The 14,349-nt window shown below is 73.1% G+C and carries 11 protein-coding genes; 4 read left to right on the top strand and 7 right to left on the bottom strand.

What is annotated here, in order from left to right:
* The first annotated feature begins 9 nt into the window (after positions 1 to 9).
* Positions 10 to 1,698, top strand: coding sequence for an ABC transporter permease (locus tag BLV24_RS00300; RefSeq protein ID WP_092680189.1), 1,689 nt, complete (start codon positions 10 to 12; stop codon positions 1,696 to 1,698).
* A gap of 54 nt (positions 1,699 to 1,752) precedes the next feature.
* On the opposite strand, the gene BLV24_RS00295 is transcribed toward BLV24_RS00300, so the two are convergent.
* Positions 1,753 to 2,856, bottom strand: a complete 1,104-nt coding sequence (locus BLV24_RS00295) for an ABC transporter ATP-binding protein (RefSeq protein WP_092679159.1) — start codon at positions 2,854 to 2,856, stop codon at positions 1,753 to 1,755.
* A gap of 270 nt (positions 2,857 to 3,126) precedes the next feature.
* On the opposite strand from BLV24_RS00295, the gene BLV24_RS00290 reads away from it, so the two are divergent.
* Positions 3,127 to 3,633 (top strand): peptidase associated/transthyretin-like domain-containing protein, encoded by a 507-nt coding sequence (locus BLV24_RS00290; RefSeq protein ID WP_092679158.1) that lies wholly within the window; start codon positions 3,127 to 3,129, stop codon positions 3,631 to 3,633.
* A gap of 5 nt (positions 3,634 to 3,638) precedes the next feature.
* On the top strand, positions 3,639 to 4,256 hold the full coding sequence (locus tag BLV24_RS00285; RefSeq protein ID WP_218133310.1) for a ferric reductase-like transmembrane domain-containing protein: 618 nt from the start codon (positions 3,639 to 3,641) through the stop codon (positions 4,254 to 4,256).
* 273 nt (positions 4,257 to 4,529) lie between these two features.
* On the opposite strand, the gene BLV24_RS00280 is transcribed toward BLV24_RS00285, so the two are convergent.
* Positions 4,530 to 5,525 carry an AraC family transcriptional regulator gene (locus tag BLV24_RS00280; protein WP_092679156.1) on the bottom strand — a complete coding sequence of 332 codons (996 nt, stop codon included), beginning with the start codon at positions 5,523 to 5,525 and terminating at the stop codon, positions 4,530 to 4,532.
* Between the two features lie 136 nt (positions 5,526 to 5,661).
* Between BLV24_RS00280 and BLV24_RS00275 the strand changes: the two genes are divergently transcribed.
* Positions 5,662 to 6,489: an NmrA family NAD(P)-binding protein gene (locus BLV24_RS00275; protein WP_092679155.1), complete on the top strand. Its 828-nt coding sequence runs from the start codon at positions 5,662 to 5,664 to the stop codon at positions 6,487 to 6,489.
* Between the two features lie 161 nt (positions 6,490 to 6,650).
* On the opposite strand, the gene BLV24_RS00270 is transcribed toward BLV24_RS00275, so the two are convergent.
* The 5 genes from BLV24_RS00270 to BLV24_RS00250 all read right to left on the bottom strand — a co-directional run bounded on the left by BLV24_RS00270 (position 6,651) and on the right by BLV24_RS00250 (position 14,206).
* A complete protein-coding gene (locus BLV24_RS00270) occupies positions 6,651 to 8,384 on the bottom strand; it encodes a flavin-containing monooxygenase (protein ID WP_245710313.1) in 1,734 nt (577 codons plus the stop codon).
* A gap of 86 nt (positions 8,385 to 8,470) precedes the next feature.
* Complete coding sequence (locus BLV24_RS00265; protein WP_092679153.1) at positions 8,471 to 9,238, bottom strand: SDR family NAD(P)-dependent oxidoreductase; 768 nt, start codon at positions 9,236 to 9,238, stop codon at positions 8,471 to 8,473.
* A 99-nt stretch (positions 9,239 to 9,337) separates the two neighbouring features.
* Positions 9,338 to 10,759: an amidase gene (locus BLV24_RS00260; RefSeq protein WP_092679152.1), complete on the bottom strand. Its 1,422-nt coding sequence runs from the start codon at positions 10,757 to 10,759 to the stop codon at positions 9,338 to 9,340.
* 280 nt (positions 10,760 to 11,039) lie between these two features.
* A complete protein-coding gene (locus tag BLV24_RS00255) occupies positions 11,040 to 12,515 on the bottom strand; it encodes an NAD-dependent succinate-semialdehyde dehydrogenase (protein WP_092679151.1) in 1,476 nt (491 codons plus the stop codon).
* A gap of 578 nt (positions 12,516 to 13,093) precedes the next feature.
* Complete coding sequence (locus BLV24_RS00250) at positions 13,094 to 14,206, bottom strand: C4-dicarboxylate TRAP transporter substrate-binding protein (protein WP_092679150.1); 1,113 nt, start codon at positions 14,204 to 14,206, stop codon at positions 13,094 to 13,096.
* Positions 14,207 to 14,349: the final 143 nt, after the last annotated feature.

Here is a 14,349-nt window from a genome sequence, read left to right as displayed (position 1 = left end):
CGCGGGACGATGAACGGGGGCGGCGGGCGGATATGGCCCGCCGCCCTCGCGCTTGCCGCGCTGGTCGTCATCGGCCTGCCCTTCGCGCGGCTGCTGCTGGCCGGGATCTCCGGCCCCGAGGGGCTGACGCTGATCCCGCTGGCCGAGGCGCTGGGGGACGAGACCGTGCTGCGCGGGCTGCGCCGGTCGCTGGAGACGAGCCTCGCCGCGGCGGCGCTGGCGCTGGTCTTCGGGGCGGGCTGCGCGTTGCTGCTGGGGCTGACCGACATCCGCTTCAAGGCCGGGTTCGTGTTCCTGGTCATGGTCCCGATGATGATCCCGCCGCATGTGACGGCCATCGCCTGGATCCAGTCGCTGGGCCCGTCCAGCGTGCTGCTGCGCACGCTGGGGATCGCGCCGCCGCTGGGCTCGACCCATCCGCTTTATTCGCCCGGCGGGATCGTGCTGCTGCTCGCCATCCAGCACGCGCCGCTGGTGATGCTGCTGGTGCGCGCCGGCCTGCGCGCCCTGCCCCGCGAGGCGATCGAGGCGGCGCGGCTGTCGGGCGCCCGCCCCTTCGCCATCCTGCGCCGGATCCTGCTGCCGATGCTGGCCCCGCATCTGGCGGCGGGGTTCATGCTGGCCTTCGTCTCCGGCCTCGGCAATTTCGGGATCCCTGCCCTGCTGGGCATTCCGGCCGGCTATCACACGCTGCCGGTGCTGATCTATCAGAAGCTGTCCAGCTTCGGCCCCTCGGTGCTGCGCGACGTGGCGGTGCTGGCCACCGTCATGGCGCTGGCGGCGCTGGTCGCCTCGCTTCTGCAACGCGGGCTGGAGCGGCGCGCGAGGGCCGAGAGCATCGGCCCGCCCTCCCGCCCGCTGGCCTTCGCGCTGGGGCCCATGCGTCCGGCGGCGGAAACCGGGCTGGCGCTGGCGGTGCTGGCGACGCTGGTGCTGCCGCTGGTCTCGCTGATCTCCACCGCGCTGGTTTCCACCTACGGGGTGACGCTGAACCTGCAGACCCTGACGCTGGCCAATTTCCGCGAGGTGCTGCTGGAGCAGGAGGTCACCCTGCGCGCCTTCGCCAATTCCTTCCTGATCGCGGGCGGGGCCGCGGCGACGCTGGCGGTGTTCGCGGTGGCGCTGGGATATTTCACGCAGGGCGGGCGGGGCGGACGGCTGGTCGCCGCGGCGACGGCGCTGGGGGACATGGCCTACGCCCTGCCCGGACTGGTGCTGTCCATCGCGCTGATCCTGATCTTCGCGAAGCCGCTGCCCTGGCTCGGCGTCAGCCTCTACGGCTCGCTGGCGGTGATCTTCCTCGCCTACCTGATCCGCTTCATGACCGTGGGGCTGAAGCCGGTGATGGCGGCCTACGCCCAGTTGGACCCCAGCCTCGACGACGCGGCGCGGGTGGCGGGCGCGGGGCTGGGGGCGCGGCTGCGGCGGATCTTCGGGCCGGCCACGGCGCCGGCGGCGGCCTCGGGCGCGATCCTGGTGTTCATGACCGCCTACAACGAGGTCACCGTCTCCGCCCTGCTGTGGTCGCGCGGGTCCGAGACCATCGGCACGGTGATCTTCAATTTCGAGGATGGCGGCTACACGGCGCTGGCCTCGGCCATGGCGACGGTGACGCTGGCGGTCACGGCGCTGCTGATGGCGGCGCTGACCCGATTGGGAAGGCGCCTGCCCCGTGGAACGATCCCCTGGCTGGATTGAGACGCCCGACTGGACCGAGACGAGGAAGACCGAACCGACCGCGCCGGAGCGCGCCTACTCCGCGGGAACGAACGCGTCTTCCACGGCGTTGCGCGACATCGGGAAACCCTCCGGCGCGGGAAGCGGCCAGCCGCCCGCGACCGTGGCGCGGACGATGTCGCCGACCCGGACGCGGGCGGGGCCGACCGCCTCCAGCCGCAGACCGCCGAGGTCCAGCGTCAGTTCCCACACGCCGCCGCGATAGACGGCGCGCACGACCCGCGCTTCCGCGCCGCCCTCCGCCGCGTCTCCGCCCAGCCGGACCTCTTCGGGGCGCACGAACAGCGCGCAGAACCCGTCCGCCAGCGCCGGGTTGTCGCGGGCCGGGACCTCGCCCAGCCCCTCCGCCGTCACCCGGCCGCCGCGCCGGGTCGCGGGCAGCAGCGCCCCGCGGCCGATGAAGCGCGCCACCTCCGCCGTGGCCGGGCGCCAGTAGAGCGTCTCGGGCGCGTCCACCTGAAGGAACCGCCCGTCCATCATCACCGCGATGCGGTCGGCCATGCCCATCGCCTCGCGCTGGTCATGGGTGATGTAGACCGTCGTGGCTCCGCTGAGCCGGTGGAACTCCAGGAACTCCGCCTCCATCGTCGCGCGCAGATGCGGGTCGAGATTGGCCAGCGGCTCGTCCATCAGCACCAGCCGCGCGTCCGAGGCCAGCACCCGCGCCAGCGCCACCCGCTGCCGCTGCCCGCCCGAAAGCTCGGCCGGGCGACGCTCGGCGAAGCGGGTGAGGCCCACCGTCTCCAGGTGCTTCGCGGCCAGCGCCTTCCAGTCCCGCGGCGCGGCGCCGGCGACCTCGGCGGGGAAGGAGACGTTGCGCTCCACCGTCAGATGGGGCCAGAGCGCGTAGCTCTGGAACACGAAGCCGACGCCGCGGTCCTCGGGGCGCAGATGGCCGCCCGCCCCGGACCAGAGCGCGCCGTCGCAGCGGATCTCCCCGCCCGAGACCGTCTCCAGCCCCGCGATCAGGCGCAGCAGCGTGGACTTTCCGCAGCCCGAGGGGCCGAGAACCACGAAGAACTCCCCGTCGCGCACGGTGGCGTCGAGCCCGTCGACCGCCGGGGCGTCGCCGGTCCCGCCGAAGCGCTTGGACAGGTTGGTGAGGCGCAGTTCCGTCATCGCCGTCTCCCGCTCGCGGCCGCCGGTTCGGCGGCTCGTCCGGTTCGGGGGCGGACTAGCATGGCCGGCGCCGGCGGCGGGCGCGGAAAAAGCGCGCAGGCGGGGGGGCGGGGCGGCGAAAAGCGCGGCGGGCGGGGGCCCTCACGCGGGGTTGATTTCTCCGCGCCCGGATTTCGCCTAGCTGTGGGGGGGACGATCCGCGCGCTTCCGGCAGCTTTCGGACGTCCGCCCATGCGATCCCTATCCTCCGCCCGGCAAGGAGAGACACGGATGACCCGAGTTCCGCAGACCCGCCGCGCCGTTCTCGCCGCCGCCGCCGCGGCGAGCGCCCTGATCCTCGGCCCCCGCGGCCTGATCGCGCCCGCCCGCGCCCAGGGTCTCGCGCCCACCGAGACCATGCGCGGCGGGGCCAACAACTACCGCGCCGGCGCCCCGATCCGCGACCGCATCGGCGGCGGCGGCTTCCTGATGAGCGGCACCGTGCGCCGCGCCGGCGACGGGGCGCCGCTGGAGGGGGTGCGCATCCAGATCTGGGCGCACACCACCGAGGGCCGCGAGCGCGATCCCGAGAGCCACGGCGCCACGCTGACCGACGCCTCCGGCGCCTTCCGCATGGACATGCCGCAGATCGTGCCGGCCTTCGGGCAGCCGCACGCCCATCTCGCCTATGACGCCGACCATGATCCCAACGGCTTCCGCACCGTGTTCCTGCGCCCGGTGATGTCGAGCCGGTCGGACACGTCGCTCAGCGCGGATTTCGTGCTGCAACCGGCCTGAACCGGGTGCGGAGGCTTCCGCCCACGCTCGTCCGGGCGGCGCTGGCCGTCGCGATCGCGCTTCCGCTGGCGGTGGCGGGGACGAGCCCGCTGCTCGCCTGGCGCGGCCCCGTCTACATCGCCGGCTGCTTCGCCGGGGTGATCGGGCTGGCGCTGCTGCTGGTTCAGCCCCTGCTGGCGGCGGGCGCCCTGCCCGGCGCCGAGGGGCGGCGCGGCAGGCGGCTCCATGCGTGGGTGGGGGCGGGGCTGGTCGCGGCGGTGGTCCTGCATGTCGGCGCGCTCTGGCTGACCAGCCCGCCGGACGTGATCGACGCGCTGCTGCTCCGCTCTCCCACGCCGTTCTCGGTCTGGGGGGTGGCGGCGATGTGGGCGGTCTTCGCCACGGGTCTGCTCGCCGCGTTCCGTCGCCGGCTGACGCGGCGGCTGGGGCCGGGGCTGTGGCGGCGGGGTCATCTCCTGCTCGGCGCCTTGATCGCGGCGGGGGTCATCCTGCACGCGATGCTGATCGACGGGATCATGGAGGGGTGGACCAAGGCCGGGCTCTGCGCGCTGGTCGCCGCGGCGGCGGCGCGGGCGATCCTGGCCGGGCGGCGGCGGCGCCCTGCCGCCGGTCGCGGACGCTGAACCGACAGCGGCGCCCGCGCGGCCCTGGCCGGATCACGAGCCCGACGGGGGGCGTCATCCGGGCTGGAAAACGTATCGAGATCGGACGCGCCCTCGCCCGCACACGCCTGCGCACCCCGCCGGAACGCGCGCGCCCCGCGGCCTGTCCGGAGCGGGACTTTCCGGTCCGATCCCGAAGTCCCCAGCGCGCCGCTCACGCGGACGCCCGGCGCTTTCTTCAGGGGCGCGCGCCATGCCGACGACGCGCAGGAGGCGCCCCCCGGCGGTCCTGCATCAGGCCGCCCGCGCCTCCGCCCGGCCCCGCCGGCGCGCCTCGCCGGGGGGGACGTCGAACACCCGCTTGAAGGCGCGGTTGAAGGCGGGCTCCGACAGGTATCCCAGCTCCGCCGCGATCACGGCGACGGGCTTCGCGGTCTCCACCAGCGCTCGCCAGGCCAGCCGCATCCGCCAGGTCGCGAGATATTGCATCGCCGGCGCCCCGACCAGCGCCGTGAACCGCGCCGAGAAGGCCGAGCGCGACATCCCCGCGACCTCGGCCAGACGCTCCACCGACCAGTCCTGCGCCGGCGCCCGGTGGATGGCGACCAGCACGCGGCCGATCTGCGGATCCCGCGCCGCCTTCAGCCAGCCGCGATCCGCCTCGGGCGCGGTGTTGAGCCAGCGGCGGATGGCCTCGACCACCACCACGTCCGCGAGCCGGGTGACCACCGTCTCGCCGCCCGGACGCGGCGCGCGCGCCTCGCGGGCGATGAACTGCAGCGTGCCTTGCAGCCAGCTTCCCGCGTCCTCCTCCCACGGGTCGATGCGCAGGATGTCGGGCAGCAGCGCCATCAGCATCCCGCCGGCGGCGTGGTCGATGCGCGCGAGCCCGTACATGACCCCCGTCTCCGCCCCGCCGCCGCCGCAGTCCAGCGTCTCGTAGAGCGCGGAGAGCTTGCGGATCGGCAGGTCATCGAGCGTGCGCAGGGGCGCGTCGGGGGCGCTGCGCAGGCCCAGCGGCGCGCCGTTGGTGACCAACACCAGGTCGCCCTGCCCGATCTCGAAGGGCGGGGCGTCGCCGACCTCCAGCCAGCCGCGGCCATGGGTGACGACGACGAAGCAGAGCGCGCCCTCGAAGCCGGGGATGGCGACGCCCCAGGGGGCCGAGAGACGGGACTGGCAATAGAAGGTCCCGGTCAGCTTGAGCAGGTGCAGGATCTCCCCCAGCGGATCGCCCTGCGGGCGGGCGAGGGCGTCGGGGTCGGGGACATGGGGCGTGGGACGGGTCATGGGGGCATTCTGGCCCGGCCGACGCCCTGCGTCCACCATTTCGGGACGAACGGGCAAGAGACGCGGACGCACGGGAATGGGACGTCCCGCCTGCGCCGGCTATCTCGGGGTCATCGCATTCACAAGGAGATCCCCCATGACCGACCGCCCCATCCTCGTCATCGGCGCCACCGGCAAGACCGGCTCGCGCATCGCCCGGCTGCTTTCGGCGCGCGGCCACGCCGTGCGCTCCGGCTCGCGCCGCGCGCCGATCCCCTTCGACTGGGACCGGCCCGAGACCTGGGCCCCGGCGCTGGACGGCGTCCGCGCGGCCTATGTCTCCTACTTCCCCGACATCGCCTTTCCCGGCGCGGTGGAGCAGGTCGAGGCCTTCGCCGCGCTCGCCCGCCGCATGGGCCTGCCCCGGCTGGTGCTGCTGACCGGGCGCGGAGAGCATCACGCCGAACGCGCGGAGCGGATCGTGCGCGCCTCCGGCATCCCCACCGCCATCGTGCGGGCCGCGTGGTTCGCGCAGAACTTCTCCGAGGGCGCGTTGCTGGACGCGGTGCAGGCGGGCGTGCTGCCCATGCCGGGCGGCGACGTGCGTGAGCCCATCGTGGATGTCGACGACATCGCCGAGGTCGCCGTGGCGGCGCTGACCGAGGACGGCCATGACGGCGAGATCTACGAGGTCACCGGCCCGCGCCTGATGACCTTCGACGAGATGGCCGACGCGCTCTCGGACGCCCTCGGCCGGCCGGTGCGCCGCCTGTCGCTGTCCTTCGAGGCGTTCCACGACGCGATGGCGCAGGCCAATGGCGAGGCGCTGGCCGGGATCGTGACGGAGATCGCGCGGGAGACGCTGGATGGCCGCAACGCACGGCTCGCCGACGGCGTTCAGCGCGCGCTGGGCCGGCCGCCGCGGGACTTCGCGACCTTCGCGCGGGACGCGGCCCGGACCGGGGCGTGGTCGGCGGCGGCGTGAACCGCGTCCCGCGGGGCGCGCCTCCCCCCTTCCGGGCCGGGAGATGACCGGACACGGCGCGCCCCGACATCTCGGGGCGCGCGCCCGGCCTCAGGCGCCCTGCGGCGCCCGGGTCAGGCGCCCTGCGGCGCGGGGCGTCAGGCGCCCTGCGGCGCCCGGCGTCAGGCGCCCTCCGGCGCGGGGGCGAGCCCCGCATGGCGCGCCTTCAGCTGCAACCCGAGCAGGCCCGAATAGAAGCGCGACTGGGCGAGGTTGCCACCCATGAACCAGAGGCCCGGCTGCGCGGTGGGCTTCCACATGTTGCGCAGCTCGCCCTCCCACGGGCCCGGATCGCCGCGGGTTCCCGACCCGTAGCCCCAGCAGCGGCCGACCCGCGCCGCGGTCTCCGGGTCGATCAGCCGGGCGACCCATTCCTCCATCGCGCCGAAGCCGGTGGCGTGGACGATCATGTCGGCGGGCAGGACCTCGCCGTCCTCCAGTTCGACCCCCTCGGGGACCAGCCGCGCGATGCCGACGCCCGCGCGGATGCCGATGCGCCCGTCGGCCACCATCTCGCAGGCGCCGACATCGATGTAGTACCCCGACGCGGCGCGCTGATATTTCATCAGGCCCGTGCCGTCCTCACCGAAATCGAGCTGGAAGCCGGCGGCGGTCAGGCGGTCGTAGAACGGCTTCTCCGCGACCCGGATGGCGTCCCAGACGCGGCGGTTGTTCTCCTCCTGCACCCGCATCGGGTTGGAGACCAGCAGCAGGTCGGCGCGGTCGGTGGTGATCCCGGCCTCCACGGCCTCCTGCGAGAAGACCGGCTTGAACAGCACGTCGGTCAGGGTGGACTGGCGGATGATGAGGGTCGAGGACCGCTGGATCATCACCGGATGCGCGCCGTTCGCCGCCAGATCCGCGGCGATGTCATGGGCGCTGTTGTTGGCCCCCACGATCACCACGCGCCTGCCCGCCATGCCCTCGCCGCTGGCGAATTGCGAGGAATGGAGCTGGGGGCCCGCGAAGGTCTCCGCCCCCTCGAACTCGGGCAGGCGCGGGAAGCCGGCGTTGCCCACCGCCATCACCAGATGGGTGGGGGCGAGGGTCACGGTCCGGTCGCCGCGCCTGAGGGTGACGGTCCAGCCGTCATCGGCTTCGTTGCGCGCGGCGCCGAGCATCTCGGTCCCGGTCCAGATCGCCAGTTCCAGCGCGTGGGCGTAGGCTTCCAGCCAGTCGGCCATCTTGTCCTTGGGGGTGAAGACCGGCCAGAAATCGGGAAAGGGCAGATAGGGCATGTGGTCGTACCAGACCGGATCATGCAGGGTCAGCGCCTTGTAGCGGTTGCGCCACTGGTCGCCGACGCGGGGATGCTTGTCGACGATCAGGTAGGGCACGCCCTGCATCTCCAGCCGGGCGCCCAGCGCCAGCCCCGCCTGCCCGCCCCCCACCACCAGCACATAGGGCTGGGCGGCGTCGCCATAGGCTTCGGCCTTGGCGGCGAGACGCTCGGCCCAGTTGCGCCCCTGCGGGTCGTCGACGAGACCCGAGGGACGGCGGGCGCGCAACGGCTCCTCATGGCCCTTCAGTTCCTCCAGCGACAGCAGCAGGGTGCGGCAGCGGCCTTCGCGCAGGCGGAGATAGCCGCGGCCCCGGCCCAGCGCCGTCTCGAAGGTCACGAACCCCTCCGACGCCTCGTCCCCCGCGGTCTCGGGCGCCACGACCAGCCCGGCGGGCGCGGCGTGGGCGACGGCGAAGGCGGCGATGTCGGCGGCGCCTTCCACGGTGCGCAGGGTCCAGTCGGTGGCGATGAAGTCACGCCAGAACCCGTCGGGCAGGAACAGGTCCGCCACCGCCTCCGGGTCGCCCGCCGCCAGGGCGGCGTTCAGGGCGCGGGTCCAGGTCTCGATCGACATGCTTGCTTTCCTCATCCCTCTCGCCCCGGCGCTATGCTTGTCGCGCCCGGGTCTGTTGTCGGCGGCCGGCCATTCGCGGCGGAGCCTCAGTCCTCGGAGACCATGAGCCCCGCGGTCTCGCCCCCGTCCACCGTGATCACGTCGCCCGAGACATAGCCGGAGCGGGGCGAGATCAGCCAGGCCGTCGCCTCGGCCACGTCCTCGGCCAGGCCCAGCCGGCCCATGGGGATGCGCGCGGCCAGCAGCGCCCGCCGCCCGGGCAGCGACAGGGTGCGGCCCATCATGCGGGTCTCGATCTGGCCGGGGCAGACGGCGTTGATGCGCACCTGCGGCCCGATCTCCAGCGCCAGGCTCTTGGTCAGCCCGATCAGCGCGGCCTTGGAGGCGGTGTAGAGCGCGAGCCCCTTCTCCCCCGCCTTGCCCGCCACCGAGGCGATCATCACCACCGCGCCGCCGCCCGCCGTCAGCGCCGGCAGCAGCCGGGCGGTCAGCATCACCGGCGCCCGCAGGTTGAGGTCCATGACCCGGTCGTAAAGCGCGTCGTCGGTCTGCGCGAAGACGCCCCGCACCCCGACGCCCGCATTGTTCACCAGCCCCGAGAGCCGCCCGCCCGACAGCTCCAGCGCCCGGTCCGCGGCGGCGTGGATGCCCGCCGGAGCGCCGAGATCGGCCTGGAAGAAGGTCGCGCCGGGGGTCTCGGCGGCCAGCGCCGCGCCCGCCTCCGCGTCGCGGCCGCAGAACAGGACGGGCCAGCCCTCCTCCGCCATCAGGCGAACGCAGGCGGCGCCGATGCCATGCGTCCCCCCGGTGACGAGAACGGGGGCGGCGTCGGGCGGGGAAAGAGGCCGGGGCATGGAGGCTCCTGCAGCGTGTAGGACAAGGGGAGGGCGAAGGGCCGACGGGCGGCGCGAACGCCCGTCGAGCCTGGTGATGGCGGGCGCGCGGCCCGACGCTCAGCCCGGCAGGGGCGGGCGCCGGTCCATGATCCCCAGCGCCTGCTCCAGCGCATGGGCGGCCTGCAGCACGCCCAGGTCGTCGAAGCGCCGCGCCACGATCTGCAACCCCACCGGCAGCCCCGCCGGGGTGAACCCGCAGGGGACCGAGCAGGCCGGGTCGCCGGACATGTCGAACGGATAGGAGAATTCGGCCCAGGCGAGCCAGTTCCACGGATCCTCCGGCCAATGCGCGGGCTGCACCCGCTCCACCGGGAAGGCGGCGACCGAGACGGCGGGCGAGACCAGGAAGTCGTATTGCGCCAGGGTCTCGGCGATCTCGGCGACATAGGCGTATTTCCGCTCGCGCCAGTTCAGGTAGTCGTTGGCGGAGTAGTTCGCCCCTTCGCGCATGCAGGCCACGAGGTCGGGGCTCATCCGGTCTTCGAATTCGTCCAACACCCCGGCGCGGCGCCCCCACAGGACCGACCAGAAGAAGCGCCCGATCTCCGGCCCCTTCGGCCCCCAGGCGGGGGTGAATTCCTCGACCTCGGCGCCCAGGTCCTCCAGCGTCTTCACCGCCTTCGCGACCTGTTCGGCCACGTCCGGGTCCACCCGCGCATGGCCGTAATCCGGCGAATACGCGATGCGCTTGCCCTTCAGGGGCGCGTCCAGCAGGGCGGGGTAGTCGGCGGGCGGCGCCTCGCAGCTGGTATGGTCCAGGTGGTGGGGTCCGGCCATGACCTTGAGCATCAGGGCGCTGTCCGCCGCCGTCCGGCTCATCGGCCCGATATAGGTGGCGTAATCGTTCTGGGAGACCGGGATATGCGGCACCCGCCCATAGGTGGGCTTGTGCCCGAAGATCCCGCAGAAATGCGCCGGCATGCGGATCGAGCCCGCCCCGTCCGAGCCCAGATGCAGCGGGCCGAACCCCGCCGCCGAGGCCGCGCCCGCCCCCGCCGAGGACGCGCCCGCGTTCAGCCCCCGCCCCCAGGGATTGTGGGTGATCCCGGTCACCGGATTGCGGCTCATGCCCGACCAGGCGAGCTCGGACATGGTGGTCTTGCCGATCACCACCGCCCCGGCCTCGCGCAGGCGGGTCACCACGGGATTGTCCGCCGCCGCCGGACCCTTGCGGATGGCGAAGGAGCCGGTCTCCGTCTCCTGCCCCTTGACCTCGTAGAAGTCCTTGACGGTCACCGGCACGCCTTCCAGCAGCCGGGCCTCGCCCTTCGCGATCCGGACGTCGGAGGCGCGGGCGGCGTCCATCGCCTCGTCCTCCATCAGCGCGGAGAAGGCGTTGATATGCGGGTTCACCGCGGAGATGCGCCGGAAGACGGCGGCGACCGCCTCCGAAGGCGCGAGATCGCCCGCCTCGTAGAGGGCGCGCAGCTCATGCGCGGTCGCGTAGCCGATATCGAGATCGGAGGCCGGTTTCGCCAAGGCACTGGCTCCTTCAGGGGTCGGGACCGGGAGGGACGGGGAACGTCGTCGGGATGAATCGGCCGGCCGGCGCGGGCGCGGCGGGGTGATGATGACACGCCGCGGACGGCGCCGGCGACAGGCGTTTCGCCCTTGGCGCCGCGGAGATCAGCGCGCGCACCGGCGCGGCGCGGGGGCTCGAACTTTCGGCGGGACAGGGCCCCCCGCCCCGGCGCGGGACCGGGTTCACGCGCTTGCCGGGCGCCGCCGCCGAGCGCGCGCCCGGCGGCGGACGCCGCGTTCAGCGCCAGTCGCGGCAGAGATACTTGACCTCCATGAAGGCCTCCATGCCCCGGCGCGCGCCCTCGCGCCCGACGCCGGACTGCTTCATGCCGCCGAAGGGGATCGGCGCGCCGGTGACCTTGGTCCGGTTCACCGCCACCATCCCGTATTGCAGCGCCCGCGACACCCGATAGATGCGCCGGGGATCGAGGCTGTGGACATAGGCGACCAGCCCGAATTCGCTGTCATTGGCCCGCGCGACCACCTCGTCCTCGCTGTCGAAGGGGGTCAGGGCGGCGACCGGGCCGAAGGTCTCCTCGCGCATGATCAGGGCGTCGTCGGGCACGTCCGTCAGCACCGTGGGCGCGAAGAACAGCGGGCCGTGGTCCAGCACCTCGCCCCCGCAGGCCAGCGTCGCGCCCCTGGCCAGCGCGTCGCGCACATGCTCGACCTGCTTGGCCACGGCGCGGGCGTTCATCAGCGGGCCGATGTCGGGATCGTCCATCCCCCGCCCCACGCTCAGCGCCCGCGTCGCTTCGGCGAAGCGCCGGACGAAGGCGTCGTAGATCTCACGCTCCACGTAGATGCGGTTGGCGCCGAGACAGTCCTGGCCGGAGGTCGCGAACTTGGCCTTCATGGTCTCGGCCACCGCGTCGTCCAGATCCGCGTCCTTGAACACGATCACCGGCGCGTGCCCGCCCAGCTCCAGCACCAGGCGCTTCACCGTGTCGGCGGACTGGCGATAGAGCAGCCGCCCGATCTCGGTCGAGCCGGTGAAGGACAGCGCGCGCACCCGCCGGTCCTCGGTCCAGGGCGCGACGATGGTCGGGGCCTCGCCGGTGACGATGTTGAGCACGCCCGCCGGAAGGCCCGCGCGGTCGGCCAGCACGGCGAGCGCCAGCGCCGAATAGGGGGTCTCCGCCGAGGGATGCGCGACCACCGAGCAGCCCGCGGCCAGCGCCGCCGCGGCCTTGCGGGTGAGCATCGCGGCGGGGAAGTTCCAGGGCGTCACCAGGGCCGCGACGCCCACCGGCTCCAGCCACAGCTCCACCTCCGCGTCGGGGAGGTGGGAGGTCACGCCCTCGATGTTCGGGCGCTTGGCCTCTTCGGCGTAGAATTCGAGGAAGGAGGCCGCGTAGTCGATCTCCCCCCGTGCTTCCGACAGCGGCTTGCCCTGCTCCAGCACCATGATGCGGGCGAGGTCCTCCTTGCTTTCCAGCACCAGTTCGAACCACCGGCGCAGGACGGCGCCGCGCGCCTGGGGGAGCGCGCCGGACCAGGCCGCGAAGGCCGCGTCGGCGCGGTCGACGGCGGCTTTCGACTGGGCCGGTGTCAGGGCGGCGACATCGCCGATGCGCGCGCCGTCGGCGGGGTTCGTGACCGGGATCGGCGCGGCGGCGTCGCCGGCGACCCAGCCGCCGTCGATGAAGGAGAGGTCGCGCAGCAGGGACAGGTCCGTCACGCCGGCGCGGGCGAAGAGGTCTTTGTCGAGCATTTGGATCTCCGTTTTGAAGTCGGGCGTCTCGCGGCTCGGACCGGGAGGGAACGCGCTATGGCGGCCCGGCACAAGGGGCGAAGGGCGGACAGGGCCGCCGGCCTCCCTGGCGCGGCGCGCCGCCCCGCCCACGGCGAAACCGCCTTGGGCGCGAGGGCCGCGGCGACATCATCCCGGCCGGTCCTTATCCCGGCAGGGCTGGCGCCATCCTCAAAACTCGAATGAAATCAAAGCCGGGCCCTTCCCTTCGCGGTCAGGCTCCCTTGCGCTTGGTCACATGAAGTCGCCCGGCCGCCGCAGCGCCGGGATCCGCCCAGGGCGATGCTTCCGCGGAGGCGAAGCGATCACGGGTCGGTCGCAAAGGCCCGGTCGCGCGCCGGGGCGGGATATGTCGATCAGATCAGGTCCGGGTTCGCCGGAGGCCTGCGGCCGAAGCGGCGGTCGGGCGGTCCGGCCGAGGGAAAGATCGTCGCTCCCCCCCACCGCCGGCGCCACCGCCGGCGCCGCTCCAACCGCCGCGGCCTGGCCCGCAGGCCGGGTCATCGGACCCCGGCGCGGGCGCCGGGGTCCGGTTTCGCTCAGGGCTCGAGCTTCGAGAAGATCTCGTCCCGCAGGGCCGCTTCGAAGGCATCGCGGTCGTCGTGACCGATCTCCGCGATGATCCCGCGCCACTTCTCGACCACCGCGCGGAAGTCGGCGATCAGCTTGTCGGCGTTCTCCACCCCGTCATCCGCGGCGGCCGCGGCCAGCGCCTCCCACTCGCCGGCGCGCATTTCCTCAAGGCTGGCGCGGAAGGCGTCGTCGGGGGTCACCACCTCGCCGCCCTTCTTCAGCGTCGCCTCGACGGCGTTCCGGTCGTCCTCGAACTGGGCCCACTCGATATCGGCCAGCAGCTGCGGGATCTCGTCGATGATGATCTGACGGTTCTCCGTCGACATCCCCTCCCACGCGTCGAGATTGACCGACAGGGTCAGCGTGGAGACATAGGCGCCGATCGGCTCGTCGATGATCGAGGTGACGAAGTCCTTGATGTTGTAGGTGTTGAGGTAGTTGGCCGAGCCCAGCGCGCAGTCGACCTGGCCGCGCTGCATGGCTTCGTACATCTCCGCCACCGTCACCGACACCGGGGTCGCGCCCATATGGGCCATCAGGTCGGCGAGCCGGGAGACCGAGCGCACCTTCTTGCCCTGCAGGTCCGCCAGCGTGGCGGTCGGCGACGTGCACATCAGCACGTAGGGCGTGGTCGCATACCAGGCGAGACCGATCTGGCCGTTATCCGCGAAGTCCTCGCGGCATTCCGGGCAGTGCAGCAGCTGGAATTCGTTCACCGCCGCGCCCCAGACGAGCGTGTCTTCGGCGAGGATGAAGGCCGCCGACAGCGACGAGGCGTGGGGCAGCGACTTCTTGGTGTAGACGTCGACGATCAGGCCGGAGTCGAGCACGCCGTCATCGACCGCGCCGAGCAGCTCCTTGGGCCCGCCCATGGCGCCGCCCCAGAAGGGGTTGAAGGTGACTTCGCCGTTGGTGCGGGCCGCGACCCGCTCGAAGAAGGGGATCTGACCCTTCACGCTGGTGGCGGCGGTGGACTGCAGGAACGAGCCGTAGCTGTATTCCGCGGCCAGCGCGGACGACGCCGAAAGCGCCAGCGTGGCGGCGCCGGCGCTGACGAGCAGGTTTTTCATAAGTTTCATCGGGTTGTTTTCCTCCCTTGGGCAGAACGATCCATGTCGCGCAGCGCCGCGAGAACACCGGGGCGGCCGAGCGAATCGGCGCGCGCGGGGGCGCGGTCACAGGTGCGCGGACTGCGTCTGCGGTCGGTCATCGCGGTCTCCCC

Source organism: Albimonas donghaensis, from assembly GCF_900106695.1.
Lineage (GTDB): Bacteria > Pseudomonadota > Alphaproteobacteria > Rhodobacterales > Rhodobacteraceae > Albimonas > Albimonas donghaensis.
The sequence above is the reverse complement of the archived record's forward strand: the minus strand, read 5'-3'. Positions and strand labels throughout refer to the sequence as shown.

Coding starts and splice junctions, on each gene's coding strand:
- BLV24_RS00275 (WP_092679155.1), top strand. CDS start 5,662: ATGACCGACCGCCCCATCCTCGTCATCGGCGCCACCGGCAAGACCGGC.
- BLV24_RS00300 (WP_092680189.1), top strand. CDS start 10: ATGAACGGGGGCGGCGGGCGGATATGGCCCGCCGCCCTCGCGCTTGCC.
- BLV24_RS00255 (WP_092679151.1), bottom strand. CDS start 12,515: ATGCTCGACAAAGACCTCTTCGCCCGCGCCGGCGTGACGGACCTGTCC.
- BLV24_RS00250 (WP_092679150.1), bottom strand. CDS start 14,206: ATGAAACTTATGAAAAACCTGCTCGTCAGCGCCGGCGCCGCCACGCTG.
- BLV24_RS00270 (WP_245710313.1), bottom strand. CDS start 8,384: ATGTCGATCGAGACCTGGACCCGCGCCCTGAACGCCGCCCTGGCGGCG.
- BLV24_RS00295 (WP_092679159.1), bottom strand. CDS start 2,856: ATGACGGAACTGCGCCTCACCAACCTGTCCAAGCGCTTCGGCGGGACC.
- BLV24_RS00280 (WP_092679156.1), bottom strand. CDS start 5,525: ATGACCCGTCCCACGCCCCATGTCCCCGACCCCGACGCCCTCGCCCGC.
- BLV24_RS00290 (WP_092679158.1), top strand. CDS start 3,127: ATGACCCGAGTTCCGCAGACCCGCCGCGCCGTTCTCGCCGCCGCCGCC.
- BLV24_RS00265 (WP_092679153.1), bottom strand. CDS start 9,238: ATGCCCCGGCCTCTTTCCCCGCCCGACGCCGCCCCCGTTCTCGTCACC.